Here is a 25,357-nt window from a genome sequence, read left to right as displayed (position 1 = left end):
GAATTCAGGACATGTAGAACGTGACATCACGAGAGCTTACCGGCTTGCTTTCCCTCCGCGAGAGCGATCCCACGCTTTCCTTTACCCGGAAGGCGAGCGACTGGGCGTGGCGGCTAACGTTTGGCGCAATCGGCTGGCCCTGGTTGCTAAAGAGCCTGCATGGCGGCAGCAAGGAAGACAAGAGGGCGCTGATGACGGCGCTGGGGCTCGCGCCGGATTCCCTCCCGCATCTGGGCAGTTGGAAAGCCGATACGGGCTTTCTCCGGCACATCGTCATGCACATTGCGCGGCTGCGTCCCGCCGTGACGGTCGAACTGGGCGCGGGGGCGTCCACGCTGGTCGCCGCCAAGGCGATGGCGCTGCACGGCGGGGGCACGCTCATCAGCTTCGATCAGCACACCGGCTTCGTGGAGGCGACGCGCAAGTGGCTGGACGAAAACGGCCTGACGGTGGACATCCGGCATGCGCCGCTGGAGGCGAATATCGAGGGTTGGCCGGGGCGCTGGTACAGTGTCGACCGTCTGCCGGACCGTATCGATCTCATCATCATCGACGGCCCGCCGTGGAGCGTCCATCCCCTGGTACGCGGTGCGGCGGACAGCCTGTTCCGGCGGCTGACGCCGGGCGGGGTCATCCTGCTCGACGATGCGGCGCGTCCCGGCGAGCGGCTGGTTGCGCGGCGTTGGCGCAAGCGCTGGCTGGACATAGATTTCGCATTGCTGCAGGACGGAACGAAGGGAACGCTGGTCGGCGTAAAGCGAGCTGCCGGCGTGCCGCCAGCGCCCTCGGCCGATGCGGGCCGCCCCTTCCGGCATGTCCTGCGCGCGGCGGGCGTCGCGGCGCTGATCGCGATCGGGTGGATCGGGCGCGGAGCGCTGGGCGAGTTTCCGGAGCCCGCGCAGGCGAACAGCCGTTTCATCGATGAAGCCGCTGCTTCCCATCGGACCAGCCTGCTGCGGCAGGCAATGGTGTCACAGGTGGAGAGCACCAATCTCGACAGCGGTGAGATAGCGCGCTCGACGGGCATTCACTTGCCCGCGCTGCCCAAGGGCTGGCGCGTTCGCGATGTGCAGCTTTATCCTGCCGATGGCACGTCCGCCGTGGCTCTGTCGCTGGACACGCCGCGGAGGGAATCCGTAACCTTGCTGGCGGGCCGCGCAGAAACCCCGGCGGAAGCTATTCCGCTAGTGACGCGGCGGCAGGGCGAGAACATCGCATATTGGGAGAATGGCGATCAGGCCTTCGCGCTGACAGGGACCATCAATGCCAGGCGTGCGCTGGAACTTGCAGCGATGCTTGCGGGGAACGCGCCAGCGCGCTGACGATTCAGCGGCTGGTGCCTGCCTTTGGTCGTTTCCGCCCTTAGTCGTTGTGGGCGCGGATCCAGTCCTCGACGATCGGCGCCACCTTGGTCCGCCATTTGCTGCCATTGAAAATGCCGTAGTGGCCTGCGCCTTCCACAATATAGTGTTTTTTATGACTTTCCGGCAGCTTCCGGGCGATCTTCAGCGCTGCCCTGGTCTGGCCGAGGCCCGAGATGTCGTCGCGTTCGCCTTCGACCGCCAGCAGCGCCACGTCTGTCAGCGCATCGGGATCGACCAGCCGGCCGCGATGCATGAACTCGCGCTTGGGCAGGCTGTGCTTCTGGAACACTTCGCTGACCGTCTGGAGGTAGAATTCCGCCGTCATGTCGCAGACGGAGCGATACTCCTCGTAAAAGCCCTTGGTCGCGTCGGCGCTTTCCTCGTCGCCATCGACAAGATGCTTGAACATCTCCCAATGGCTCATCAGGTGATCGCCCAGGTTCATCGTCATGAAGCCTGCAAGCTGCATGAAGCCGGGATATACTCTCCGCCCGTTGCCGGGATAGTTGAAGGGGACGGTGGCCACGACATTCTGCTCGAACCAGTTGAGCGGACGTTCGGTCGCCAGCGTGTTGACCGCGGTCGGCGCTTCACGCGTGTCGATCGGGCCACCCATCATGGTCAGGGTGCGGGGGCGGGCGGGATGGTTGTCCGCGGCCATCAACGCAGCGGCGGCGTAGCTCGGCACCGAAGGCTGACACACGGCCAGCATGTGCGCGCCGGGGCCGATGTGATCCAGCCATTCGATGAGGTAGTCGATATAGTCGTCCAGATCGAAGCGGCCTTCGCTCATCGGCACATTGCGCGCATCGCGCCAGTCGGTGATCCAGACATTGTGACGGGGCAGCATGCGCTGAACCGTGCCGCGTAGCAGCGTCGCGAAATGCCCCGACATCGGCGCGACGATCAGGAGCTTCGGATCGCCCTGAGAAATACCTTCGCGCACGAAGTGGCGCAGCTGGCCGAAGGGCTTACGCGCTTCGATGACTTCGGTGATGGGGACGGATTTGCCATCTATTTCCGTGGTGGAGAGGTTGAAGTGCGGTTTGCCGCGAGGCGCAGCGGCATGCGCGAAGACGTCGAGCGCAGACGCCAGAATCGGTCCTCCGCCGAAATAGGATACCGGATTTGCGGGGTTATTCAGAAACTCCGCACCGGCGTTGGCCAGCGCGCTGGCGCCCGCTAACAGACTGCGTTGAAATTCATAGGCGCTGTACAGCATGGTTTCCGAAATCCCATCACGGTTCTACGTGCATCTAAGGATCAATCAGAGCCTGTTTTGTTCCGCGCTGCAACATAAATTAATCGATTGCAGTGTGCGTTATCTTGAATGTCTGCCTTATGATTAAGGGTTTCTACAGGCCGCTCCACGGGGATTAGTAGTGATTACGATTGAGGGCCATCCTCTGCCCTGCTAAGCGGCGGCGATGAGCACTGATCGTGGGGCAGCATCCCCGGACATCGCCGCCCAGGATGCTGGCCGGAATACTGCACCGCGTCCCGGCAGGCTGGCGAGCCTCGCGATGTTGTGGCAGTTCGCCCGCCGTTATCCGGGGCGTCTGGCGGGTGCGATGGTGGCGCTGCTCTGTGCCTCCGCGGCGACCCTTGCGATTCCGAGCGGTTTCCGTCTCGTCATCGATCGCGGCTTTTCTTCCGGCGGCAGCGGTGAGGATGTGGGGCGCTGGTTCCAGTATCTCCTGATGATCACGGTCATTTTGGGCATCGCCACGGCGTTCAGGTTCTACTTCGTGTCATGGCTCGGCGAGCGCGTGGTGGCCGACGTCCGCAAGGCCGTTCAGCGCAACCTGCTGCGGATGGCGCCGCGCTTCTTCGAGGAAAACCGCCCATCCGAAATAGCGTCGCGCATGACATCCGATACCGCCGTAATCGAGCAGGTGGTCGGCACGACCGTTTCGGTGGCGCTGCGGAACCTGGTCATGGGCGTGCTCGGCATTGGCTACATGATTGCGCTCGCGCCCAAGCTGGCGGGCATGATCCTGATAGGCATACCCGTCATCATCCTGCCGATCGTCCTGCTGGGCCGCCGCGTCCGCGTGCTTTCCCGCAGCAGCCAGGACCGGATCGCCGATGTCGGCAGCATCACCTCCGAAGTGCTGGGCGCAATGCGGATCGTCCAGTCCTTCGGGCAGGAACAGCGCGAGGCAGAGCGGTTCGCAGGCGCCGTCGAAAATGGCTTCGACACGGCGCGGAGCCGCATCCGGCTGCGTGCGATCATGACAGGCGTGGTGATCTGCCTGATCTTCGGCGCGGTCACGATGATCATGTGGCAGGGCGCCATCGACGTGGCCAGCGGCAAGCTGTCGGGCGGGAGCATCGCCGCTTTCGTGTTGACGAGCGGTCTGGTGGCAGGTGCTTTCGGATCGCTGACCGAGACCTATGGCGACCTGCTGCGCGGCGCTGGCGCTGCGGAACGGCTGAGCGAGTTGATGACGGCCGTGCCGGAAATCGCCGCGCCGGAGAAGGCAATCGCCATTCCTTCCGCCCAGAAGGCGACGCTGGCGTTCCACAATGTCAGCTTCGAATATCCGACTCGCCCCGATACGAAGGCACTGCACGACTTCACGCTGGTCGTCGAACCGGGCGAGACGGTCGCCGTGGTGGGACCGTCCGGCGCGGGAAAATCGACGCTGATCCAGCTGGCGCAGCGTTTCTACGATCCGCAGGCGGGCGAGATCACCTTGAACGGCGTGAGCCTGCGCCACGCCGATCCCGCCGATATCCGCGCCATGATGGCGCTGGTGCCGCAGGAAAGCGTGATCTTTGCAGCGTCGGCGCGCGACAACCTGCGTTACGGCAACTGGACGGCGAGCGACGAGCGGATATGGGAAGCGGCCCGCGCCGCCCATGCGGAGGATTTCCTGCAGGCGCTTCCACAGGGGCTCGACAGCTTCATGGGGGAGGCGGGTACGCGGCTTTCCGGCGGCCAGCGTCAGCGCATCGCCATCGCCCGCGCGCTGCTGCGAGACGCACCGATCCTGCTGCTGGACGAAGCGACTTCGGCGCTGGATGCGCAGTCGGAAAGGCTGGTGCAGGATGCGCTCGACACGTTGATGCGCGGGCGTACCACTATCGTGATCGCGCACCGGCTGGCGACGATCCGCGCCGCCGATCGGATCGTGGTGATGGACCATGGACGGATCGTCGAGCAGGGTAGCCACGCAACGCTCTATGCGCAGGGCGGACTTTACGCGAAGCTGGCGCGGTTGCAGTTTCAGGAAGAGGCGGCCTGACGACACGAGGAGTTTGCGATGCGCGTGATGACGTTTACCCTGGCGGCGATCATGCTGGCCATGGGCGGTGCGGCGCAGGCGCAGCCACCTGAAAGGCTAGGCGCTCTCATTCCGGGGCGGCCCTTTGCTCCGGCCGTGCGGGCAGGCGACACGCTCTACCTATCTGGGCAGATCGGTACGGCAGCAGATGGCAGCCTGCCCCCGGAGTTCGAAGCACAGGCGCGCAACGTCATGGAAAACGTCGGCAAAGTCGCGGCCCTTGGCGGCGCTACCATGGACGATCTCGTCAAGTGCACGGTGATGCTGGCGGACATGAAGCTCTGGCCGAAGTTCAATGCGATCTATGCAGGCTATTTCAAGCCCGACCGTTTGCCCGCGCGCAGTGCCTTCGGCACTAACGGGCTGGCGCTCGGGGCGGCAGTCGAAGTAGAGTGCATCGCCTACAAGCCGCGCTGAGGACCCTCTCGCGGCGTGAACCGTTGGGCCGGCGCGCGGTCGCCTATCCTTGACCGCAGGGAGAATTTCCATGGCAATCAATCGCAGCGGATCGGCGGAGTGGAGCGGCGGCCTGAAAGACGGCAAGGGCACTATCTCGACACAGAGCGGCGCACTGAACGCGCATCCTTATGGTTTTGCGTCGCGGTTCGAGGGCGTGAAGGGCACAAACCCTGAAGAACTGATCGGCGCGGCGCACGCTGGCTGCTTCACCATGGCGCTATCGATGATCCTTGGCGAGGCCGGGCTGACTGCCGAGAAAATGGACACCAAGGCCGTGGTGACGCTGGATCAGGTGGACGGGGGGTTCGCGATCACGGCCGTCGCGTTGACGTTGACGGCGCGTATTCCCGATGCCGATGATGAGACATTCCAGGACCTGGCGGCGAAGGCCAAGGCGAACTGCCCTGTGTCGAAGCTTTTGCAGACGGAAATCACGCTCAGCGCGACTTTGGAGGAATAAGCGGTTTAAGGGTAGTGAAATGCAACGGATCATGCCTATATCCAGGGCATGACCAAGCTTTCCATTCTCGACCTCGTCCCCGTCACGCAGGGGAGCGACGTGTCCACTGCGCTCGCCAACGCTCAGGATTATGCCCGCCATGCGGAGGCGCTGGGCTACGCGCGCTACTGGACGGCGGAGCATCATGGCATGCCGGGGATCGCTTCGGCGGCGACCTCGGTAGTGTTGGCCGCCGTCGGCGCGGTGACTTCGACGATCCGGATCGGCGCGGGCGGCATCATGCTGCCCAATCATGCGCCGCTGGCGATCGCCGAGCAGTTCGGGACATTGGAGGCGCTTTATCCAGGGCGCGTCGATCTGGGGCTGGGCCGTGCGCCGGGATCGGACCAGCGAGTCGCGCAGGCGATGCGCCGGAATTTGGCTGGCGGCGCGGATCAGTTCCCGCGCGACGTGATGGAGTTGCAGGCGTATTTCGCGGGTGACGACCGGCTAGGCTTTGTCGCTACGCCCGGCGCTGGGGCGAATGTGCCGCTGTGGATATTGGGATCGAGCCTCTATGGCGCGCAACTCGCGGCGGCCTTGGGGCTGCCTTACGCCTTTGCGTCGCACTTCGCGCCCGATGCTCTGGACGAGGCGCTGGCGATCTACCGGCGTGATTTCCGACCGTCTGAGCAGCTGGATCGGCCCTATGCGATGGCGGGGTTCAACATCTTCGCCGCCGACACAGGCGAGGAAGCGGAGTTGCTGGCCACGTCCATGATGCAGACTGTCGTCGCGCTGCGCACCGGAACGCCGGGCAGGATGCCGCCGCCGGTGCCGGGATATCGGGAGAGTTTGCCGCCACAGGCGGAGGCGATGCTGCGCAACTTCTTCTCCTGCTCGGCCATTGGCGCGCGGGAGGATGTGGCGCAGGGTCTGGCCGCATTCATCGCGCGAACGCAAGTGGACGAAGTGATGGTGACGGGCGCGATGTTCGATATCGAGGCTCGCAAGCGCTCGATCGGCATAGCGATGGAAGCGGCGCAGTCGCTCGGTGCACTCGAAGCCGTCTAAGCCGGGTTTCGTACGGCGACCAGACCCGCGCCTGCTTTTCGCGCAGGCGCGGCTAGGCGCCCGCCGCTCAAGATGCGCGCCGCTGCCGGAGAAATGGCGATAACCGCGCGCGCCAGAACGATCGATGCGCCGAGCACCAGAAGCGGCTGCGCGATCAGGAACGCGGGATAGAGCGGCGATCCGGCCGGGCCGATCCAGTGGCCGAGCAGCGGGCCGCCGATCCAGATCAGGATGAGGTGGCAGCAGAAGAGGAAGAAGACATAGGGCGCTATCGCGAGCAGCGCGTCGCGCGCCCGTGAAGCAGCGCAGGCATTGGCGATTCGCCAGAAGAACAAGGCGGCGGCAATGCGGGTGGCAAGGTCGAGGGCGGCCATTGCCTGCGGGTGTATTGCGGGGAAGTCGGTGGGTGACAACGACAGGGTGATCTTCACGGGCACGAGCAGCAAGAAGGGCGCAATAGCGTTCGCCAATGGCAGCGCCGCGGCTCGTTCCGCCAGCGAGAGGCGGCGGGCGATCATCCCGAACAGGAAGAAGAACAGGATGAGCGGGCGCAGCAGCAACGGCTGCGGCCAGCCGCCGATAGTGAGCACCGCCACCATCGCCGCGAGCAGCATCATGCCCTTCACCGGCAGGCGGACCAGCAAGGGTGCGGCCAACATGCAGACGAACAAGTCGCGCAGGAACGGCATCTGAACATTGATGTCGGGAGGGCGAGTCAACGCCAGCGCCTCCTCGACGAGCCAGTGCGCCGAAGATGGCAGGGGCGCCTGTATCCAGCCTGCCAGTGCTGCGCCGGATACGCAGGCTATCGCTATCGCGTTCCACAGGATCATCGGCAGCAGGATGGTGCGTGCCTTGCCCGCGACATGGGAACGCCAGCTTTGCGCGCGGCGCGATCCGGCGACGAGATAGCCCGAGATCATGCCGAGTAGCGGAACGGCGCTTTTGCCCAGCCCCTCCATCAGCACCCAGCGCAGAACTTCCTCGCCAGTGCCGGTCATATGGGCCAGTTCTTCGCCAGTGCGGCCGGTCCAAGCGTGAACATAGACGACGCCGAGGATGCAGAGGACGCGGGCAATGGCGATGGCATCATTGCGCGGGGCAGCAGTAGGTCGAAGCGGCAAACGGACTTTCCATGGCTGTTCTGGATACCTTCTCCGTAACGAACCGATGGTGAAATGTCCGCTTTTGGAGACGGGACGGGCGGTAGATGGGATCGCTTACGCCGCTGCGCCTGTGTTGCGTCCCCCGTACGGAGACCCCGTCCCAAAGAAAAAGGGCCGGGAGATGTGCTCTCCCGGCCCCAATTCGTAGCCTAGGTACAGAGCGGGACTTAGAAGTCCATGCCGCCCATGCCACCCATGCCGCCCATGCCGCCGGGCATGCCGCCAGCGCCGGCCTTGTCGTCGGCAGGCGTGTCGGAGATTGCGGCTTCGGTGGTGATCAGCAGGCCGGCAACCGAAGCTGCGTCCTGCAGAGCCGTGCGAACGACCTTGGTCGGGTCGATCACGCCAGCCGCGACCAGGTTTTCATAGGTGTCGGTCGACGCGTTGTAACCACGGGTCTCGTCATTTTCGCGCAGCAGGTTGCCAGCAACAACGGCGCCGTCGACGCCTGCGTTCTGTGCGATCTGCTTGACAGGCGCGGTGATCGCCTTGCGGATAATGTCGATACCGCGAGTCTGGTCGTCGTTGATGCCCTTCAGGCCTTCCAGAGCCTTGGTGGCGTACAGCAGAGCCGTACCACCGCCGGGAACGATGCCTTCTTCGACAGCAGCGCGGGTTGCATGGAGAGCGTCGTCGACGCGATCCTTGCGCTCCTTGACTTCCACTTCGGTCGAGCCGCCAACCTTGATCACGGCGACGCCGCCAGCAAGCTTCGCGAGACGCTCCTGCAGCTTTTCCTTGTCGTAGTCGCTGGTCGTGTTCTCGATCTGCGCACGGATCGCTTCCACGCGGCCCTTGATCGCATCGCCATCACCGGCGCCATCGACGATGGTGGTGTTGTCCTTGTCGATCGTAACGCGCTTTGCGGTGCCGAGCATGCCGATGGTGACGTTCTCGAGCTTGATGCCGAGGTCTTCGGAAATCATCTCGCCCTTGGTCAGGATCGCGATGTCTTCCAGCATCGCCTTGCGACGATCGCCGAAACCGGGAGCCTTGACCGCAGCAACCTTCAGGCCGCCACGCAGCTTGTTGACGACCAGAGTCGCCAGCGCTTCGCCTTCGATGTCTTCGGCGATGATCAGGAGCGGACGGCCCGACTGAACGACTGCTTCCAGGATCGGAAGGATCGCCTGCAGGTTCGACAGCTTCTTTTCGTGGATCAGGATGTAAGGATCCTGAAGCTCGACGAGCATCTTTTCCGGGTTGGTGATGAAGTAAGGCGACAGGTAACCGCGGTCGAACTGCATGCCTTCCACGACGTCCAGTTCGAAGTCGAGGCCCTTGGCTTCTTCAACGGTGATGACGCCTTCCTTGCCGACCTTTTCCATCGCTTCGGCAATCTTCTCGCCGACGATGGTGTCGCCGTTGGCCGAGATGATGCCGACCTGCGCGACTTCGGCGGAACCGGAGACGGGCTTGGAACGGGCCTTGAGGTCTTCGACAACCTTGGTCACGGCGAGATCGATGCCGCGCTTCAGATCCATCGGGTTGATGCCAGCCGCAACCGACTTCATGCCTTCGCGAACGATGGCCTGAGCCAATACGGTCGCGGTGGTGGTGCCGTCACCGGCAACGTCGTTGGTCTTCGAAGCGACTTCGCGGACCATCTGCGCGCCCATGTTCTCGAACTTGTCCTTCAGTTCGATTTCCTTGGCGACGGTAACGCCGTCCTTGGTGATACGGGGAGCGCCGAAGCTCTTGTCGATGACGACGTTACGGCCTTTAGGGCCCAGCGTGACCTTGACCGCGTCGGCCAGGATGTCGACGCCACGCAGAATGCGCTCACGCGCGTCGCGGGAGAATTTTACGTCTTTTGCAGCCATGAGAAATTACCTCTGCTTGTGAATTGGGATTGGATTTCAGGGGCGGCTGATTAGCCGACGATCCCCAAAATATCGCTTTCCTTCATGATGATGAGGTCTTCGCCCTCAACCTTCACTTCGGTGCCCGACCACTTGCCGAACAGGATCTTGTCGCCGGCCTTGACGTCCAGCGGGGTGATCTTGCCATCTTCGGACTTGGTGCCGGTGCCGACGGAGACGACTTCGCCTTCCTGCGGCTTTTCCTTGGCGGTATCGGGGATGATGATGCCACCCGCGGTCTTCTCTTCTGCCTCAACGCGGCGGACCAGAACGCGGTCATGCAACGGACGGAATGCCATATGTTTGCCTTTCCCTTCGTGGAGGGAACGTGTGGCAGTGGCCTGGATATGAGCGGACATGCAAGTCATGCCCCGTTGCCCCTATCGAGTGCCGACTTCCTACCCGCTCCCTTTGAACTTCTGTTTGTTAGCACTCTACGAGGAAGAGTGCCAGCGCCGCAGATATGGCGATAAGTAAGGTGCGGTCAAGAGGCGTTACAAGAATATTGTTACAGTCCGGTTCCACATGAGGACGGAGAGAGTGGAGCCCTTCCATTGAACGTTGCCGCGTCAGGCATTAGCTGTTGGCAACATCCGAACGGAAGGCATCTCCTTGGCATTTGTACGCAGCGCCTGGCGCATATTGGTCGGCATCAAGGATGCGCTCGTTCTCCTGTTCCTGCTGCTGTTCTTCGGCCTGCTTTATGCAGCGCTGTCCTACACGCCAGCGCCCTCCACCAGCGTTTCGCAGGGCGCGCTGCTCCTCGATCTGGAAGGCGTGGTGGTGGAGCAGCCGCAGTCGGTCAATCCGCTGTCCGCTCTTCCCGGCAGTGCGCCGCAGATGAAGGAATTTCGCCTGCGCGACATCGTGACCGCTCTAGAAGCGGCGAAAAGCGACGGCAATGTGAAGGCCGTGGTGCTGAACCTCGACGGGTTCATGGGCGGAGGGCAGGTGGCGCTCTCCCGAATCGGAAAGGCGCTGGACGGCGTTCGCGCGGCCAGGAAGCCCGTGCTGGTCTACGCGACGACCTATTCGTCCGATGGCTATCAGCTTGCGGCGCATGGCAGCGAAGTGTGGCTCAATGATTTCGGACAAGTGTTCCTTGCCGGGCCGGGCGGGTCGCGGATGTACTACAAGGGGTTGATCGACAAGCTGGGCGTGACCACGCACGTCTATCGTGTCGGCACCTACAAGAGTTTCGTGGAGCCCTTCATCCGCACCGATCAGTCGCCTGAGGCCAAGCAGGCGGATCAGGCATTGGCGGGTGCGCTCTGGCAGACATGGCAGGACGATGTGGCGAAGGCGCGGCCCAGGGCGAAGCTTGCCGCCTATGCGGGCGATCCTCTGGGCGTCGTTCGCGCGTCTGGGGGCAACTTGCAACAGGCGGCGCTGCGGGCCGGACTGGTCGACAAACTGGGCGGCGAAGAAGCGTTCGGCGCGCGCGTGGCGGCAATCGCCGGAACGGCGAGCGACAAAAAGCCGGGCGGCTTCGCGACGATAGATTTCGCGCGCTACGTGAAGGCGAAGACGCCTGCCAATAACGGCCGGATCGGTGTGCTGACTGTCGCCGGGAACATCGTGGATGGGGAAGCGGGGCCGGGCAGCGCCGCGGGGGATACCATCTCCGACCTGCTCTACACGGCGCTGGCGGAAAAGTCGCTGAAGGCGCTGGTCGTGCGCGTCGATTCTCCGGGCGGATCGGTGCTGGCGAGCGAGAAGATTCGGCAGGCGATAGTTGCGGCAAAGGCGCGGGGGCTGCCGGTCGTCGTGTCGATGGGCGATGTCGCGGCGAGCGGTGGATACTGGGTATCGACGCCCGCCAGTCGCATCTTTGCCGAGCCGGGGACGATCACTGGTTCCATCGGCGTGTTTGCGATCCTGCCGAGCCTGGAGGGTACGCTGGCGAAGATCGGCGTCACTACCGATGGGGTGAAGACGACCCCGCTATCCGGCGAACCAGATCTGGCAGGGGGCGTCAGCCCGGAGTTCGACGCCATCGCCCAATCGGGTGTGGAAGCAGTTTACTCGCGCTTTGTCGGGCTCGTGGCAAAGGCGCGTGGCAGGACGCCTGCGCAAGTGGACACCATCGCGCAGGGCCGCGTGTGGGACGGCGGCACCGCGCGGCAGATCGGGCTGGTCGACCAGTTCGGCGGCTTGGAGGATGCCATCGCCGAAGCCGCGAAGCTGGCGAAGGTCGATCCCGAGGACGCCAAGCCCTATTATATCGAGAAAGGCCCTGACAAGTTCGAGCAGCTTATCGAGAGCTGGATGAGCAACGACACGCAGGAAGCGGCGCTGCCGCGCGACTGGCTCGGACGGCAGGCATGGATGCAGCGGCAATGGGCGCTGCAGGCGGTGGCGGATGCGAAGGGACTGATCACCGGCGGCGCGATGCGTGCTGCGTGTCTGGAATGCAGCGGCTATGGCGCGCCGCGTGTCGCGGGACCGCAGGAGGAGAAATCGTTCTTGACTATGGTGGCGGGGGCGCTTTGGTGACGATGCGAACGGGATCAGGGGCGCGGGTTGCGCATTAAGGCCGTGAACTATGATAGCCCGGTAATGCCAGACCCCTCTTGATGGCGAGCGCGCGAAGGGCGAAGCCCGCCAATGCTGAGATCACACTGGCAACGGGCACCGGCATCCCCAGCGCGGCCAATGTCACGAACAGCCCGGACGCCAGCGCCGCGGCGGTGACGTAGAGTTCAGGGCGCAACAGGATCGAGGGCTCGCCCGCCAGCAAGTCGCGGATGATGCCGCCGACGCATCCTGTCACCACGCCCATGATCGCAGCTACGAACGGCGGGATCCCGAAGGACAGCGCCTTGGCCGCGCCGAATACCGCGAACGCCGCGAGGCCCACGGCGTCAAGCCAGTCGAGTGCGCGGCCCCTGCCGTCATTGCCATGCCACCAGCGGTTGGGTGTCAGCCATACGAGAAGCGCCGCGATGCCGCAGGCGATGGCGGGCAGCGGATCGTGGACCCAGAACACGGGCGCACCGATCAGCAAGTCGCGCACCGTGCCGCCGCCGACGCCCGTCACCAGCGCGAAGAAGGCGAAGGTCACGAGTGTCTGCTGCAATCGCGCGGCCGCCAGCGCGCCCGATGCCGCAAACAGCGCCGTGCCGATGAGCCCAAGCCATTCGAGCACCGGCCCGATCTGAGGGGCGATTGCGGGGAGGAGAGGACTGGCCATGGCCGCCCGATAGCATTGCGACGCGGCGAAGTCTTCCTCCGCCGCCAGACGCAGAAAGGCCCCGTCCTCAGCGAGAGAACAGGGCCTTTCTTGTTCAGTGGTCGTGAGATCAGGCCGTAGCGACTTCCGAAACGTCGACCTTCACGCCCGGACCCATCGAGGACGACAGGGCGATCTTGCGGACGTACTTGCCCTTGGAGCCGGTCGGTTTCGCCTTGACGATCGCATCGACGAACGCGTCGAAGTTCTTGCGCAAGTCGTCCTGGCTGAAGCTGGCCTTGCCGAGACCGGCGTGGATGATGCCTGCCTTTTCGACGCGGAATTCGATCTGGCCGCCCTTGGCTGCCTTCACTGCTTCTGCGACGTTAGGGGTTACGGTGCCGAGCTTCGGGTTCGGCATCAGGCCCTTGGGACCCAGAACCTTGCCGAGACGGCCAACGAGGCCCATCATGTCCGGCGTCGCGATTACGCGCTGGAAGTCGATGTTGCCAGCTTGGATGCTGTCCAGCAGGTCTTCCGCACCAACGATGTCGGCGCCAGCGGCGGTCGCTGCATCAGCCTTGTCGCCACGGGCGAACACGGCGACGCGAACGGTCTTGCCGGTGCCAGCGGGCAGGGTGACGACGCCGCGGACCATCTGGTCAGCGTGACGGGGATCGACGCCCAGGTTGATCGCCACTTCGACGGATTCGTCGAACTTGGCGGTCGCGTGGGTCTTGATCAGCGCCAGCGCTTCATCGACGCCGTGCAGCTTTTCGCGATCAATGGCGGTGGCGAGAGCCTTTGCCTTCTTGGTCTGCTTTGCCATGTCTTAGCCCTCCACCACTTCGAGGCCCATTGCGCGGGCGCTGCCTTCGATGATCTTCGTCGCGGCTTCGATGTCGTTCGCGTTGAGATCGGCCATCTTCGCCTGCGCGATTTCGCTGAGCTGCGAGCGCTTGATCGATCCGGCGACGACCTTGCCTGGCTCCTTGGAACCCGACTTCAGGCCAGCGGCCTTCTTGATCAGGAACGTCGCGGGCGGCGTCTTGGTCTTGAAGGTGAAGCTGCGGTCGGCGAACACGGTGATGACTGTGGGGAGGGGCGTGCCCTTTTCCACGTCGCCGGTCTGCGCGTTGAACGCCTTGCAGAATTCCATGATGTTCACGCCGCGCTGACCCAGAGCAGGGCCGATCGGCGGGGACGGATTGGCGGCGCCCGCAGGCACCTGGAGCTTGATATAGCCCGTAATCTTTTTAGCCATTGTTACTCACTCTGTTGCTGAACGGGGCTGAGGCACCGTCCGGTTCAAGTTTAGCGGTCAGACAGCCGATCCGAGGATTGGCCTCCCGCGGTGTATTCCCGGTCGCCCGGAAATTTCTTACTTCGCCAGTTCGACCTGCTCGAAGTCCAGTTCCACGGGGGTCGCGCGGCCGAAGATCGACACGGACACCTTCACGCGGCTCTTTTCGAAATCCAGTTCCTCGACCACGCCGTTGAAGCTGGCGAAGGGGCCGTCCAGAACCTTGACCTGATCGCCGATCTCGTAATTGACGGTGATCTTGGTCTTCGGATTGGCGGCCGCCTCTTCCTTGGTGTTCAGGATGCGCGCGGCTTCGGCTTCGCTGATCGCTTGCGGCTTGCCCATCGATCCCAGGAAGCCCGTCACCTTCGGCGTGTTCTTGACGAGGTGATAGACGTCGTCGTTCATCGCCAGCTTGGCAAGGACGTAGCCGGGGAAGAACTTCCGCTCCGACTGCACCTTCTTGCCGCGGCGCACTTCGGTCACGGTTTCGACCGGCACCTCGACCGATTCGACCAGCTGGGAGAGGCCCAGGCGTTCGGCGTCGGCCACGATCGAGTCGCGGACCTTGTTCTCGAAGCCTGAATAGGCATGGATGATGTACCAGCGCGCCATGAAACTCTCAAAACTCCCGCTTATGCAGCATGTATTCTCTTGGTCGCCCGCTCAGCCCGTAACTCTCAACGCTGACCCGCGGCCATCGCCAGCAACCACTTCACCACCGCACCGAACACACTGTCGATGCTGAAGAAGAACAACCCCAGGATCGACGTCATGATAACGACCATGACCGTGGTCATCATCGTTTCCCGATTCGTCGGCCATACGATCTTCGACGCTTCGGCGCGTACCTGATTGACGAATTCCGCTGGGGACGTCTTGGCCATGAGTTATGCTCAACCCGTTCAAAAAACAACACAAACCGCGAAGCAATACACCGCCCTCCGGGCCTTGCCACTGCAGTGGCACCCGGATGCGGTCACTGCTCCGCGACCAATTTTCTTCGCTTCCATAGACTTAAGCCCTTTTGGGCGCAAGCCGATGGCAGGAGCGGAGGGACTCGAACCCACGGCATTCGGTTTTGGAGACCGACGCTCTACCAACTGAGCTACGCTCCTGTGCCGGCGAAGACGCGCGCTTTAGCTCGGGTTGCGCGGGAGGGCAAGAGTTTTGCCGCTGACGGCACTACCCCCTTTTCGCCGCGGAAGCGGTTGGCGCAGCAGCCAAAGCATCGTAGCGTCCGGCGCGATGACGATCGACCCCGTTCTGCTGCTCCAGGCCTATGCCATCGGCGTTTTCCCGATGTCGGATGACCGCGATGCGCAGGACATCTATTGGGTGGAGCCCAAGAAGCGGGCGATCCTGCCGCTGGACGGCTTCCTGCTCTCGCGCTCGCTGGCGCGGACGATCAGGCGAGATCGCTTCACGGTGCGGGCGAACACCAATTTCGCCGCCGTGGTTGCGCTGTGCGCGGAGGCGGCGCCGGATCGTCCCTCGACATGGATCAATCGCTCCATCGAAGACGCCTATCTGCATATGCATGATCTGGGTTTCGCCCATTGCGTCGAGTGCTGGGACGGCGACGAGCTGGTGGGCGGCCTGTATGGCGTGTCGCTGGGCCGGGCATTCTTTGGGGAAAGCATGTTCTCTCGGCGTACCGATGCCTCGAAGGTCGCGCTTGCATGGCTCGTCGCGCGGCTGAAGGCTGGCGGGTTCACGCTGCTCGATTGCCAGTTCATGACCGAGCATCTGCGGTCGCTGGGCGCCGTGGAGATACGGCAATCCGCCTATCTCAAGCTGCTTGGGGAAGCATTGGAAGGCGTTTCGCTGGGGCAGGGGCGGGCGGTGTTGAGGAGTGGTGCTGGCGATACGGCGCAATCGGCGTTCGGGGCAATTGCGGAGGCGCATCCGGAGATAACGGGTGGGGATGTGGTCGAGGCACTCAAAACCTCAGTGTGACGCGCAAATTGCCAACCGTTCGGGCTGAGCTTGTCGAAGCCTTCCACTGAACAAAGTGAAGTATGCTTCGCCTGCGGCTCAGCAGAGACTTCGACAAGCTCAGGGTGAACGGATTTGAGGCTAGTGAACAGGAAGGCGCATCGACCGTCGGCGCAGCCCAAGCCTCACCCCGCGCCGGGAGTCCATGCTTCATAATCGCCGGTAGCGCTCTGCCGGACGCCGCCTTTTTCGATCGCGCCGCTCGGCCGGTAGGCGCGGGGCGTGCCGGTGAGGTTGGGCGTGAATTCCTTTTCCCAGATGCGCGGCGGCGGCAGGTAGCTTTCCGGCGCTTCCTCGAAAGTGCGGTGCAACCAGCCATGCCATTCTGCGGGTACGCGGCTCGCGTCGTTGGAGCCGTTGTACATCACCCAGCGGCGCGGCTGACCGTCGATGCCCTTGCCGCCTTCGAAATAGACGTTGCCCTGATGATCCTCGCCTACGCGACTGCCGTTGCGCTTGCTCCAGAGTGCGGTGCCGATGGTGGCACCGTTCCACCAGGTGAAAATGTTGGCAAGGATTCCCATAGGCCTCGCTTAGCGCCATGCGGGGCGCGTTGGCAAGGCGGTTTCGCAGGGTTCGCGCCCCTTGCTCAGGGGCAGAAACGTACATTGGCAAGGGAGGGCGCGGGCTTGGCGGCAGGGGCCGCGCATGCGCCCCATTGCACCTTGTCGCCTTCGGCGATGCCGAGTTCGGCAGCCCGCCCGCCGCGCAATTCCAGAACTCCCGCAACGGGTATACCGGCCGAGGAAGGTTCGCGGGAATAGGGCTTCCGGCTGGCGGCGATGGAAGCGATCGTACCATCGCTACGCACGAACAGCATGTCGAGCGGGATCACGGTGTTCTTCATCCAGAAGCTGGCTATGCGCGGCGGCTGCATCGGGAACACCATGCCGCCATCGGGAGCCAGCTCCGTGCGGAACATCAGGCCCTGCGCCTGTTGCTCCGGTGTCGCCGCGACTTCCACGTCGAATCGGTGCGTTCCGCCCTTGCCCGTGATCGTCAGCGGGATCGTTGCCGCCGCGCTCGCGTCCGCCGCGACTATGTTCCCGCTGGCGGGTTCCTTGTTCGAACAGGCGACAAGCGCGAGCAGCAGGGGCAACAGCATAGGCGCTTTATTCATCACGTTCCGGAATCTCCCCAGGCGCGGCGTCGATCCATCGCCGTGCAGTCGCATAGTCATGGCCCGCGCGCAGGAACGCCGCAATCTGCTTGTCGCGCTTCTCGCGTTCTACCGGCGCAGCGGCATAGGGGCCCAGGCGTTTTCGCCGGGCAAAGGCTTCTGCTGCCGCCCAGCGGGCAGTCGTCGCATCGTCGAGAGCAGGCGCACGGTCGCTTTCCTCCACGCCCGCCGCGCGCAACGCCTCGCCCACGCGCCTTGTGCCAAAGCCGCGCCGCGTCAGGGCGGCACCCTTCATGGCGGCGAAACCGGCATCATCGATATAGCCAAGCTCTACCAGCCGCGTAGCGATGCCTTGCGGATCGGGAGCCTTGGCGTCGTCCCATCCCCGCTCGGTAATCTTCCGCCCCAGATACGAGATCAGCTTCGCACGAGTCGTCGCAAACCGCCCTACATAGTGCAACGCAAGGTCGCGCAATCGCGTTTCGTTGAGCGGCGGGCGGGGTTTCCGCGCACGGTTGGAGGCTGGGTAAGTGGGCACGCGCCACTTTTGTGCCACAGTCGGGCCGGAATTTGAACGCGCCTTATGCGCTAGAAGTGCAGGCTGGACTTCGGTATGCGGTGCGATTGGCGAATAATGCCAGCCACAGCCTTGTTTTCAGGATGATTTCATTGGGTGACACCAATATGACGGCTATGCAGATTGAGACGACCCGCACCCCGACGCAGGACGACCTGCCCCGGCGGCTGTCCGATTTCGCCACGCTGGGGGAGGCGCTGGATTATGCCGCGCAGGGCAAGAGGGGCCTGAACTTCCACGATCCACGCGGCAATCTGGCGCGCGCCTATTCCTACACGGAGCTACGCAGCGACGCGATGGATTGCGCCTATCGCCTGATGGCGCATGGAGTCCGCCCGAAGGACCGGATCGCGCTGGTGGCCGAGACCGGGCCGGAATTCGCGCAGTTGTTCTTCGGCATCGTCTATGCGGGCGCCTGGCCCGTGCCGCTGCCGCTGCCGACCAGCTTCGGCGGCAAGGAGAGCTATATCGACCAATTGGTCGTCCAGCTTTCCAGCAGCGACCCGACGATGCTGTTCTTCCCGGCCGAACTCGCCGAAATGGCGGGCGAAGCGGCGCATTTGCGTGGTGTCGAACCCATGGCCTATGATGCGTTCCTCGCCCGCTCCGCGCAGCCTTGCCCGCTGCCCCAGGCGGCAACCGGCGACATCGCCTATCTGCAATATTCCAGCGGATCTACGCGTTTCCCGCATGGCGTCGCGGTGACGCATAACGCCCTGCTCAGCAACCTGTCGGCGCATAGCCATGGCATGGAAGTTCAGGACAGCGATCGCTGCATAAGCTGGCTGCCCTGGTATCATGACATGGGCCTGGTAGGCTGCTTCCTCTCGCCGGTCGCCAACCAGGTGTCGGCCGATTACATGAAGACCGAGGATTTCGCGCGCCGTCCGCTGGCGTGGCTCGACCTCATCAGCCGCAACGAAGGCACGTCGATCAGCTATTCGCCGACCTTTGGCTACGATATCTGCGCGCGCCGCATGTCGAGCCAGACCAAGGCGGCCGACCGCTTCGACCTGTCGCGCTGGCGGCTGGCGGGAAATGGCGCGGACATGATCCGCCCTGACGTGATGCAGAACTTTGTCGACGCCTTCGCCGATGCCGGGTTCTCGCCGTCCGCCTTCCTGCCGAGCTATGGCCTTGCCGAAGCGACTTTGGCCGTCACGATCATGCCGCCGGGCGAGGGCATCGTCGTTGAATTGGTCGAGGAAACCGATCTCTCCGGAGCCGCCGCCGCCGAAGGCCGCCCGCAGCGCTTCCGCGCCATCGTCAATTGCGGCAAGCCCGCCAAGGACATGGTCGTGCAGATTCGCGACGAAGACGGCACGCCACTGAGCGAGCGCCAGATCGGCAAGGTCTGGACCGCCGGCCCGTCGCTGATGGTCGGCTATTTCCGCGATCAGGAAGCCACCGACGCCTGCATGGCCGATGGCTGGCTGGACACCGGCGACATGGGCTATTTGTCGGACGGCTATCTCTACATCGTCGGCCGCGCCAAGGACATGATCATCATCAACGGCAAGAACCACTGGCCTCAGGACATCGAATGGGCCGTGGAGCAACTGCCCGGCTTCAAGCAGGGCGACATCGCCGCCTTCGCAATCACCACCTCGGGCGGGGAAGAAGCGCCCGCCGTGCTGGTCCACTGTCGCACCTCGGACAATGAGGAGCGCTCGCGCCTGCGCGATGAAATTCGTGAGCGAGTGCGGGCGATCACTGGCATGAACTGCGTGGTCGAGCTTGTTCCGCCACGCACCTTGCCACGGACAAGCTCCGGCAAACTCAGCCGTTCCAAGGCGCGCAATCTGTATTTATCCGGCGAAATCAGGCCTTACGATATAGCGGCTTGAGGACTTGCCGGCAGAGGGGGCAGGCGGATGCCCGCTCCTATGGCGGCCCTCTCCACTATGATCTGAAATGGACGAGATCGCGTTCGGAAAGGCTGTTGCGCTAACAGATTGCTAACTCTGTGATGGCAATACAGCCGGGTGAACATGGAATCTTCAAAAGCGCCCGGTGCTGACGGGGAGAAACTGCCCTTATTGGTATTGATGGGGCTTGCCCTTCCTCCACGAGGATCGGCCGATCTGCTGTATCGCCAGCAGCTTTTTTCGATGGACCGCCTGCACATCGTGCAGTTCGTGCTCAACCTGTTCGTCATCCTGTTCGTCGCAAACGTGTTCAGCGGCACGCCGCACATGCCGCTTCTGATCGGCTGGTCGGTTGCAGCGGTGGCTTTGATGGTCGTTCCGCTGCGCCTCAGCCGAAAGCGGATCGCAAGCGATTACGCCGGGGTCGAACGCCGCGACATCCTGATCCATGGCGCCGTGATGATGGCGCAGGGCGTGTTGTGGACATTGGCCATCATCCTGCTGCCGGAGGCTGGTCGACCGGATCAGATCATGGCCCTCTGGACGCTGAACAGCTGTCTGATGGTGGGCGCCGCAGTCGCTTTTTCCGCACTGCCGCTGGCTTCGATAGGGTTCCTGATCACGGCGGGCGCAGGTGGGTTCCTGCTGTTCGCTGGCAATTATGGCGTCCATCTTCAGGCGCTGGCGACCAGCTATGCCCTCGTTCTCCTGATCACCAGCCTCAAACATGCGCGGGCCTTCGGTTCGCACCTCCACACCAGCACCGAGCTTGCCGAAAAGAGTGAAGTCGTCAGCCTGCTGCTGCGCGAATTCGAGGACAGCGGCTCCGACTGGCTGTGGCAGACGGATAGTGCGCGCCGCATAAATGGCGTGTCGCCGCGTTTCGCCGCCATTCTGGGCGTTGCGCCGTCCGACCTAGAAGGCAAGCCCTTCGTCCAGATCCTGGCGGGCAGCCAGTGGGACAGCGGCAACTTCACGTCCGAACTGCGCGCAGTGGCCGAAAAGCTGAAGCGCCGCGAAAGCTTCAGCAATATCGTGCTCCCCGTCGAAGTGGACGGCACGAAGCGCTGGTGGGAGCTATCCGCTTCGCCGCGCCTCGACGAAAGCGGCAGCTTTCTGGGTTTCCGCGGTGTCGGCTCCGACGTCACCGAAAAGCGTCAGTCCTCCGACAAGATCGCGCAGTTGGCCCGCTTCGATGCGCTCACCAACCTGCCCAACCGCCTGCAACTGAGCGAGGCGCTGTCCTCTGCGCTTGAAGTGGTGACGAAATGGAATGGCCGCTGTGCGTTCCTGATGATCGACCTCGACCGATTCAAGTCCGTCAACGACACGCTGGGCCATCAGGTCGGCGACAAGCTGCTGGAACAGGTGGCCCTGCGCCTGCTCAATGCCTGCGGGCCGCACGAGACATGCGGCCGCATCGGCGGCGATGAGTTCGCCATCGTCATGCGCGACGTGACCGAAGCCTATCGCATCGAGCAGTTTGCCCACGAAGTCATCGACGTCCTGTCACGCCCCTATGAAGTCAACCAGCACACGCTGCACATCGGCGCGTCGGTCGGATCGGCTATAGCGCCGCGCGATGGACGGACGACCGAGACGCTGATCCGCAGCGCAGACCTTGCCATGTACCGCGCGAAGGACGAAGGCGGCGGCACCCATTGCCAGTACGAACCGCGCCTGCACATCCATGCCGAGGAACGCCGCACGCTGGAGATCGCACTGCGCGAGGCACTGGAAAAGGACGAACTGCACGTCGTCTATCAGCCAGTAGTGAATGCCGTAACCGGCGCCATCGAAGGCTTCGAATCGCTGGTGCGCTGGACGCATCCGGAAATGGGCGCGATCTCGCCCGCCAAGTTCATTCCCGTTGCCGAAGACGCGCGGCTGATCGCGCCGATCGGCGAATGGGTGCTGCGTACAGCGTGTGACGAGGCCATGAACTGGCCCTATGACGTTCGCGTCGCCGTGAACGTTTCGGCGGAGCAGCTGCACAATCCGCAATTCGTGTCCTGCGTCGTTTCCGCCCTTGCCCAGAGCGGACTTCCTCCGCACCGGCTGGAGCTGGAAGTCACCGAAAGCGTGTTCATGCGCGAAGGGACGATGGCGACCCAGATACTGGAACAGCTTCTGGCGCTTGGCATCCGGCTGTCGCTTGACGACTTCGGTACCGGCTATTCCTCGCTCGGCTATCTCAGCCGGACCAAGTTCAACACGATCAAGATCGATCGCAGTTTCGTGGTCAGCGCCGCGCGGAATGTGCCCGAAAGCCTCGCCATCATCCGCGCCGTCGTTGCGCTGGCGACCAGCCTGGGCATGGCTACGACGGCAGAGGGTGTGGAGACGCAGGCCGAAGTCGAACTGGTCAATGCGCTTGGCTGTACGAAGATACAGGGCTTCTACTTCGGGCGTCCGATGCCCGCAGAGGAAGCCTTGCTGCTGTTCCGCCGAAACGGGGCGAGCGCCGTCGCCTGAGCTTTCTCAGGCGCGGGTCAGCCTTCGCTCTATCCCCGTCCATAATTGCGCGAATTCCTGCGCCGCTGGCGATCTGGCAGCAAAGGCGCCCAACGGCTTCCGCCGTGACGTCATTTGTTCCACGGCGCTCGCCATCGGGATGACCGGCCAGTCGGGCTGACTTTCCAGCGCGGCGCGGTGCAGGCCCCGCCGACGGTCCACCATCGAGTAGACGGGCAGCATCGGCGCATGACCGCCGCCCCGCTGCACCAGATAGCGCGCCACTTCACCCAGCGCACGCTGCGAAAGCGGCGAGGGGATGACCGGCACGATCACCAGATCGGCGGCGCGCAGCACCTGCTCGCTGGTTTCGGTGAGTCCCGGCGGACAGTCGAGTATGATCCGGTCGTAGGACTTGCCCAGGCCCTCAATCAGCCGCGCCAGCCGCTTCTTCTTGCCCATGTCGAAGAACAGCCGGTCGAGCCCGCGTAGCGACGTATCCGCCGCGATCAAATCTATGCCGGGCACGGTCGACGGGCGGATCAGCGTATCGATATCGACATCCTTGCTGAAGATCGCCGTCGCCTCGTCGCGCCCGGTTTTGTCGCCTGAGATCAGCCATGTCGCGGCAGCCTGCGGATCGAGATCCCATAGCAGCGTGCGGCGCTTGGAAATGGCGGCGGAGGCCCATGCCAGGTTGATGGCGAAAGTCGTCTTCCCGACGCCTCCCTTCAGGCTGTAGATCGCGATCGTCGCCAAATCCGTATTCCTGACCATGGCGAAAGGCTAAACACCCCCGCCGCCCCATGGCAAGGCATAGATCACGGCGATATTACAATTGTGCGACGACCTCAGCGCGGGCGGCCGACTGCCGATCACGGCGCGAGGGTCGCGCATCGTCCAGCAGCGGCCTTTCGCTGCGTGGCAGGCAGTCCCGCAAGATGGAGGTTTTGCGAACCTCTAGTGTGCGCGGCGTGCGCCGTAGAATTCACGTGCTAACCGACTGCGCGTGCGTATAGCTTCGCTTGCTTCCGGCCGGGATTCCGTCTGATCGGACTCGTCCTTGCCTGGACAGCGATATGCGCCACCCTTGTCGAAGATGGCCGCTTTAGCCGCCTTGGAGCTTATTTGTTCATGAAGCCATTTTATCTCGTTGCCCCGTTATTCCTGAGCCTGTCAAGTCTCCTCACAAGGCGCTCTCGGTACCGTCGAAACTTTCTCCCGTATCGCAGTCGCTCACTGACATGCTCAATGCGGGCGGAACCATTATCAATTCCTACGTGGCCACGACTGGCCCGGTCGTGACCCTGCGCCTGCGCAAGACTTATATGATCTGCCTTCTGCAGGGGGTTAATCCCGCGACCGATCAGAACGTCGCCACATCGGAATGCTATGCGCTGAATTGAGTGTAGCCGACGGTAAGGTGGATCGATGTGCGACAGCGGCTGCAAGCTGGCTGCCGCCGCCGCACTCCAAGGCGCCGCCGGAAACGTAATCCCGGACAGGCTCTAGAGCAGGTCGCGCACCTTATCCTGGGGGCGGCACAGGGCCGCGCCCTTGTCGGTGCGTACCAGCGGCCGTTCGATCAGGATCGGGTCCGCCGCCATGGCCGCGAGCACCGTCTCCGCGTCGGCATCGGGCAAGCCGCGCTTGACCGCATCGGTGCCGCGCAACCGCAGGCCCTGTTGGGGCGTCATGCCCGCATCCTCGTACAGCGCGCGCAGGGTGTCGGCGGAGGGCGGCGTCTTCAGATACTCGACCACCGTCAGGTCGATCCCCGGCGTCTCCTCAAGGATCGCCAGCGTCTTGCGCGAGGTTCCGCAGGCGGGATTATGGTAAATGGTCGCCTTCATTCGGCACCCTGCCGCGCCAGCCACTCTTCGAGCCACTTGATCGTGTATGCGCCGTCCTGAAACTCTGGATCGCGCAGCAGCGCCTGATGGAGCGGGATCGTGGTCTTCATGCCCTCGATCACATATTCCTCCAGCGCGCGCTTCAGCCGCATGATGGCGCCCTCGCGGGTGCGGCCATAGACGATCAGCTTGCCGATCATGGAGTCGTAATGAGGCGGCACTTTATAGCCCTGATAGAGCCCGCTATCGACGCGGACGTGCATGCCGCCGGGCACATGGTAGCGCGTCACGGTGCCGGGTGAGGGCGCGAAGGTGCGCGGGTCCTCGGCATTGATGCGGCACTCGATCGCGTGGCCGGAGAAGACGAGATCCTTCTGCTCGACCGAGAGCGGACGCCCCTCGGCGATGCGAATCTGCTCGCGCACCAGATCGACGCCGGTGATCATCTCCGTCACCGGATGCTCGACCTGCAGGCGGGTGTTCATCTCGATGAAGTAGAACTCGCCGTCCTCGTAAAGAAACTCGATTGTGCCCGCGCCGCGATACCCCATGTCGGCCATCGCCCTGGATACGATCCCGCCCATCCGGTCGCGCTCGGCGGCGGAAATGACGGGGGAGGGCGCTTCCTCCAGCACTTTCTGATGACGACGCTGGAGCGAACAGTCGCGCTCACCCAGATGGATGGCATTGCCCTTGCCGTCGCCAAAAATCTGGAATTCGATGTGCCGGGGATTGCCGAGATACTTCTCCAGATAAACGGTCGCGTCGCCGAACGCGGCTTTGGCTTCGGACCCGGCCTGCTGCATCTGGGTTTCGAGTTCGTCGGCGCTCTGCACGATCTTCATGCCGCGCCCGCCGCCGCCCGATGCGGCCTTGATAATGACGGGATAGCCGATGTCCGCCGCGATCCGTTTGGCGTCTTCGATCTCGCTGATCGCGCCGTCGGAGCCGGGCACCAGCGGCAGACCGAGGGCGCCAGCGGTGCGCTTGGCCTCCACCTTGTCGCCCATGGTGCGGATATGTTCCGGCTTCGGGCCGATGAAGGCGATGCCGTGCGCTTCCACGATCTCGGCGAACTGTGCGTTTTCGGAAAGGAAGCCGTAGCCCGGATGGATCGCATCCGCGCCGGAGATTTCGGCAGCGGAAATGATGTTCGGGATGTTGAGATAGCTGTCGCGGGCGGCGGGCGGCCCAATGCAGATTGCTTCGTCGGCAAGGCGCACGTGCATGGCGTCGGCATCGGCAGTGGAATGCACCGCGACCGTCTTGATGCCCATTTCATGCGCGGCGCGATGAATGCGCAGCGCGATTTCGCCGCGATTGGCGATCAGGATCTTCTCGATGCTCATATCGGCGCG

At 63.5% G+C, this 25,357-nt stretch carries 24 protein-coding genes and 1 tRNA gene; 9 read left to right on the top strand and 16 right to left on the bottom strand.

Features of this window, described 5'->3' with window-relative positions:
• Positions 1 to 20 precede the first annotated feature (20 nt).
• The gene (locus tag QHC67_RS02335) at positions 21 to 1,322 is read left to right on the top strand and encodes a class I SAM-dependent methyltransferase (protein WP_319290520.1); all 1,302 of its coding nucleotides are present in this window, start codon (positions 21 to 23) and stop codon (positions 1,320 to 1,322) included.
• 40 nt (positions 1,323 to 1,362) lie between these two features.
• Here QHC67_RS02335 and QHC67_RS02330 read toward each other — a convergent pair whose 3' ends face one another.
• Positions 1,363 to 2,586 (bottom strand): polyhydroxyalkanoate depolymerase, encoded by a 1,224-nt coding sequence (locus QHC67_RS02330; protein WP_319290518.1) that lies wholly within the window; start codon positions 2,584 to 2,586, stop codon positions 1,363 to 1,365.
• 205 nt (positions 2,587 to 2,791) lie between these two features.
• Here QHC67_RS02330 and QHC67_RS02325 point away from each other — a divergent pair, with 205 nt between their 5' ends.
• The 4 genes from QHC67_RS02325 to QHC67_RS02310 all read left to right on the top strand — a co-directional run bounded on the left by QHC67_RS02325 (position 2,792) and on the right by QHC67_RS02310 (position 6,626).
• Positions 2,792 to 4,615 (top strand): ABC transporter transmembrane domain-containing protein, encoded by a 1,824-nt coding sequence (locus QHC67_RS02325; protein ID WP_319290515.1) that lies wholly within the window; start codon positions 2,792 to 2,794, stop codon positions 4,613 to 4,615.
• Between the two features lie 18 nt (positions 4,616 to 4,633).
• Positions 4,634 to 5,071, top strand: a complete 438-nt coding sequence (locus QHC67_RS02320) for a RidA family protein (protein WP_319290513.1) — start codon at positions 4,634 to 4,636, stop codon at positions 5,069 to 5,071.
• Between the two features lie 70 nt (positions 5,072 to 5,141).
• Complete coding sequence (locus QHC67_RS02315; RefSeq protein WP_319290510.1) at positions 5,142 to 5,573, top strand: OsmC family protein; 432 nt, start codon at positions 5,142 to 5,144, stop codon at positions 5,571 to 5,573.
• Positions 5,574 to 5,621: 48 nt separating this feature from the next.
• Positions 5,622 to 6,626 (top strand): LLM class flavin-dependent oxidoreductase, encoded by a 1,005-nt coding sequence (locus tag QHC67_RS02310; protein WP_319290508.1) that lies wholly within the window; start codon positions 5,622 to 5,624, stop codon positions 6,624 to 6,626.
• On the opposite strand, the gene QHC67_RS02305 is transcribed toward QHC67_RS02310, so the two are convergent.
• The 3 genes from QHC67_RS02305 to groES form a co-directional block, all read right to left on the bottom strand.
• On the bottom strand, positions 6,623 to 7,750 hold the full coding sequence (locus QHC67_RS02305) for an acyltransferase (protein WP_319290506.1): 1,128 nt from the start codon (positions 7,748 to 7,750) through the stop codon (positions 6,623 to 6,625). The genes QHC67_RS02310 and QHC67_RS02305 overlap by 4 nt on opposite strands.
• 209 nt (positions 7,751 to 7,959) lie before the next feature.
• Positions 7,960 to 9,615, bottom strand: coding sequence for a chaperonin GroEL (gene groL / locus QHC67_RS02300; protein ID WP_319290503.1), 1,656 nt, complete (start codon positions 9,613 to 9,615; stop codon positions 7,960 to 7,962).
• A 50-nt stretch (positions 9,616 to 9,665) separates the two neighbouring features.
• Positions 9,666 to 9,953, bottom strand: a complete 288-nt coding sequence (gene groES / locus QHC67_RS02295) for a co-chaperone GroES (RefSeq protein ID WP_319290501.1) — start codon at positions 9,951 to 9,953, stop codon at positions 9,666 to 9,668.
• Positions 9,954 to 10,266: 313 nt separating this feature from the next.
• Between groES and sppA the strand changes: the two genes are divergently transcribed.
• Positions 10,267 to 12,150 carry a signal peptide peptidase SppA gene (sppA, locus tag QHC67_RS02290; RefSeq protein ID WP_319290499.1) on the top strand — a complete coding sequence of 628 codons (1,884 nt, stop codon included), beginning with the start codon at positions 10,267 to 10,269 and terminating at the stop codon, positions 12,148 to 12,150.
• Positions 12,151 to 12,184: 34 nt separating this feature from the next.
• Here the strand turns inward: sppA and QHC67_RS02285 are convergent, their stop codons facing one another.
• The 6 genes from QHC67_RS02285 to QHC67_RS02260 all read right to left on the bottom strand — a co-directional run bounded on the left by QHC67_RS02285 (position 12,185) and on the right by QHC67_RS02260 (position 15,247).
• Positions 12,185 to 12,847, bottom strand: a complete 663-nt coding sequence (locus QHC67_RS02285; RefSeq protein ID WP_319290497.1) for a trimeric intracellular cation channel family protein — start codon at positions 12,845 to 12,847, stop codon at positions 12,185 to 12,187.
• Between the two features lie 109 nt (positions 12,848 to 12,956).
• A complete protein-coding gene (rplA, locus tag QHC67_RS02280) occupies positions 12,957 to 13,655 on the bottom strand; it encodes a 50S ribosomal protein L1 (protein WP_319290495.1) in 699 nt (232 codons plus the stop codon).
• Positions 13,656 to 13,658: 3 nt separating this feature from the next.
• Complete coding sequence (gene rplK / locus QHC67_RS02275; protein ID WP_319290493.1) at positions 13,659 to 14,090, bottom strand: 50S ribosomal protein L11; 432 nt, start codon at positions 14,088 to 14,090, stop codon at positions 13,659 to 13,661.
• A gap of 117 nt (positions 14,091 to 14,207) precedes the next feature.
• Entirely contained in the window at positions 14,208 to 14,744 is a 537-nt protein-coding gene (gene nusG, locus QHC67_RS02270) for a transcription termination/antitermination protein NusG (protein ID WP_319290490.1), read from the bottom strand.
• 65 nt (positions 14,745 to 14,809) lie between these two features.
• Positions 14,810 to 15,016 carry a preprotein translocase subunit SecE gene (gene secE, locus QHC67_RS02265; RefSeq protein ID WP_319290488.1) on the bottom strand — a complete coding sequence of 69 codons (207 nt, stop codon included), beginning with the start codon at positions 15,014 to 15,016 and terminating at the stop codon, positions 14,810 to 14,812.
• Positions 15,017 to 15,171: 155 nt separating this feature from the next.
• Positions 15,172 to 15,247 (bottom strand) — tRNA-Trp (locus QHC67_RS02260).
• A gap of 130 nt (positions 15,248 to 15,377) precedes the next feature.
• Between QHC67_RS02260 and aat the strand changes: the two genes are divergently transcribed.
• Positions 15,378 to 16,088, top strand: a complete 711-nt coding sequence (gene aat / locus QHC67_RS02255; protein WP_319290485.1) for a leucyl/phenylalanyl-tRNA--protein transferase — start codon at positions 15,378 to 15,380, stop codon at positions 16,086 to 16,088.
• Between the two features lie 164 nt (positions 16,089 to 16,252).
• Here the strand turns inward: aat and QHC67_RS02250 are convergent, their stop codons facing one another.
• From QHC67_RS02250 to QHC67_RS02240, 3 genes are all read right to left on the bottom strand, one after another.
• Positions 16,253 to 16,651 carry an NADH:ubiquinone oxidoreductase subunit NDUFA12 gene (locus QHC67_RS02250; RefSeq protein WP_319290483.1) on the bottom strand — a complete coding sequence of 133 codons (399 nt, stop codon included), beginning with the start codon at positions 16,649 to 16,651 and terminating at the stop codon, positions 16,253 to 16,255.
• A 65-nt stretch (positions 16,652 to 16,716) separates the two neighbouring features.
• Positions 16,717 to 17,247 carry a DUF192 domain-containing protein gene (locus QHC67_RS02245; RefSeq protein ID WP_319290480.1) on the bottom strand — a complete coding sequence of 177 codons (531 nt, stop codon included), beginning with the start codon at positions 17,245 to 17,247 and terminating at the stop codon, positions 16,717 to 16,719.
• Positions 17,240 to 17,785, bottom strand: a complete 546-nt coding sequence (locus QHC67_RS02240; protein ID WP_319290478.1) for a regulatory protein RecX — start codon at positions 17,783 to 17,785, stop codon at positions 17,240 to 17,242. Before QHC67_RS02240 ends, QHC67_RS02245 begins: the two co-directional genes overlap by 8 nt.
• A 122-nt stretch (positions 17,786 to 17,907) precedes the next feature.
• Between QHC67_RS02240 and QHC67_RS02235 the strand changes: the two genes are divergently transcribed.
• Both QHC67_RS02235 and QHC67_RS02230 read left to right on the top strand, forming a co-directional pair.
• Positions 17,908 to 19,671 carry a fatty acyl-AMP ligase gene (locus QHC67_RS02235; RefSeq protein WP_319290734.1) on the top strand — a complete coding sequence of 588 codons (1,764 nt, stop codon included), beginning with the start codon at positions 17,908 to 17,910 and terminating at the stop codon, positions 19,669 to 19,671.
• A 144-nt stretch (positions 19,672 to 19,815) separates the two neighbouring features.
• The gene (locus tag QHC67_RS02230; RefSeq protein WP_413818473.1) at positions 19,816 to 22,167 is read left to right on the top strand and encodes a putative bifunctional diguanylate cyclase/phosphodiesterase; all 2,352 of its coding nucleotides are present in this window, start codon (positions 19,816 to 19,818) and stop codon (positions 22,165 to 22,167) included.
• A gap of 6 nt (positions 22,168 to 22,173) precedes the next feature.
• On the opposite strand, the gene QHC67_RS02225 is transcribed toward QHC67_RS02230, so the two are convergent.
• The 3 genes from QHC67_RS02225 to accC form a co-directional block, all read right to left on the bottom strand.
• Positions 22,174 to 22,923 carry a ParA family protein gene (locus QHC67_RS02225; RefSeq protein ID WP_319290476.1) on the bottom strand — a complete coding sequence of 250 codons (750 nt, stop codon included), beginning with the start codon at positions 22,921 to 22,923 and terminating at the stop codon, positions 22,174 to 22,176.
• Positions 22,924 to 23,654: 731 nt separating this feature from the next.
• Entirely contained in the window at positions 23,655 to 23,999 is a 345-nt protein-coding gene (locus tag QHC67_RS02220; protein WP_319290474.1) for an arsenate reductase family protein, read from the bottom strand.
• Positions 23,996 to 25,348, bottom strand: a complete 1,353-nt coding sequence (gene accC / locus QHC67_RS02215; RefSeq protein WP_319290471.1) for an acetyl-CoA carboxylase biotin carboxylase subunit — start codon at positions 25,346 to 25,348, stop codon at positions 23,996 to 23,998. Before accC ends, QHC67_RS02220 begins: the two co-directional genes overlap by 4 nt.
• Positions 25,349 to 25,357 lie beyond the last annotated feature (9 nt).

This window comes from Sphingobium sp., from assembly GCF_033795625.1.
Taxonomy (GTDB): domain Bacteria; phylum Pseudomonadota; class Alphaproteobacteria; order Sphingomonadales; family Sphingomonadaceae; genus Sphingobium.
The sequence above is the reverse complement of the archived record's forward strand: the minus strand, read 5'-3'. Positions and strand labels throughout refer to the sequence as shown.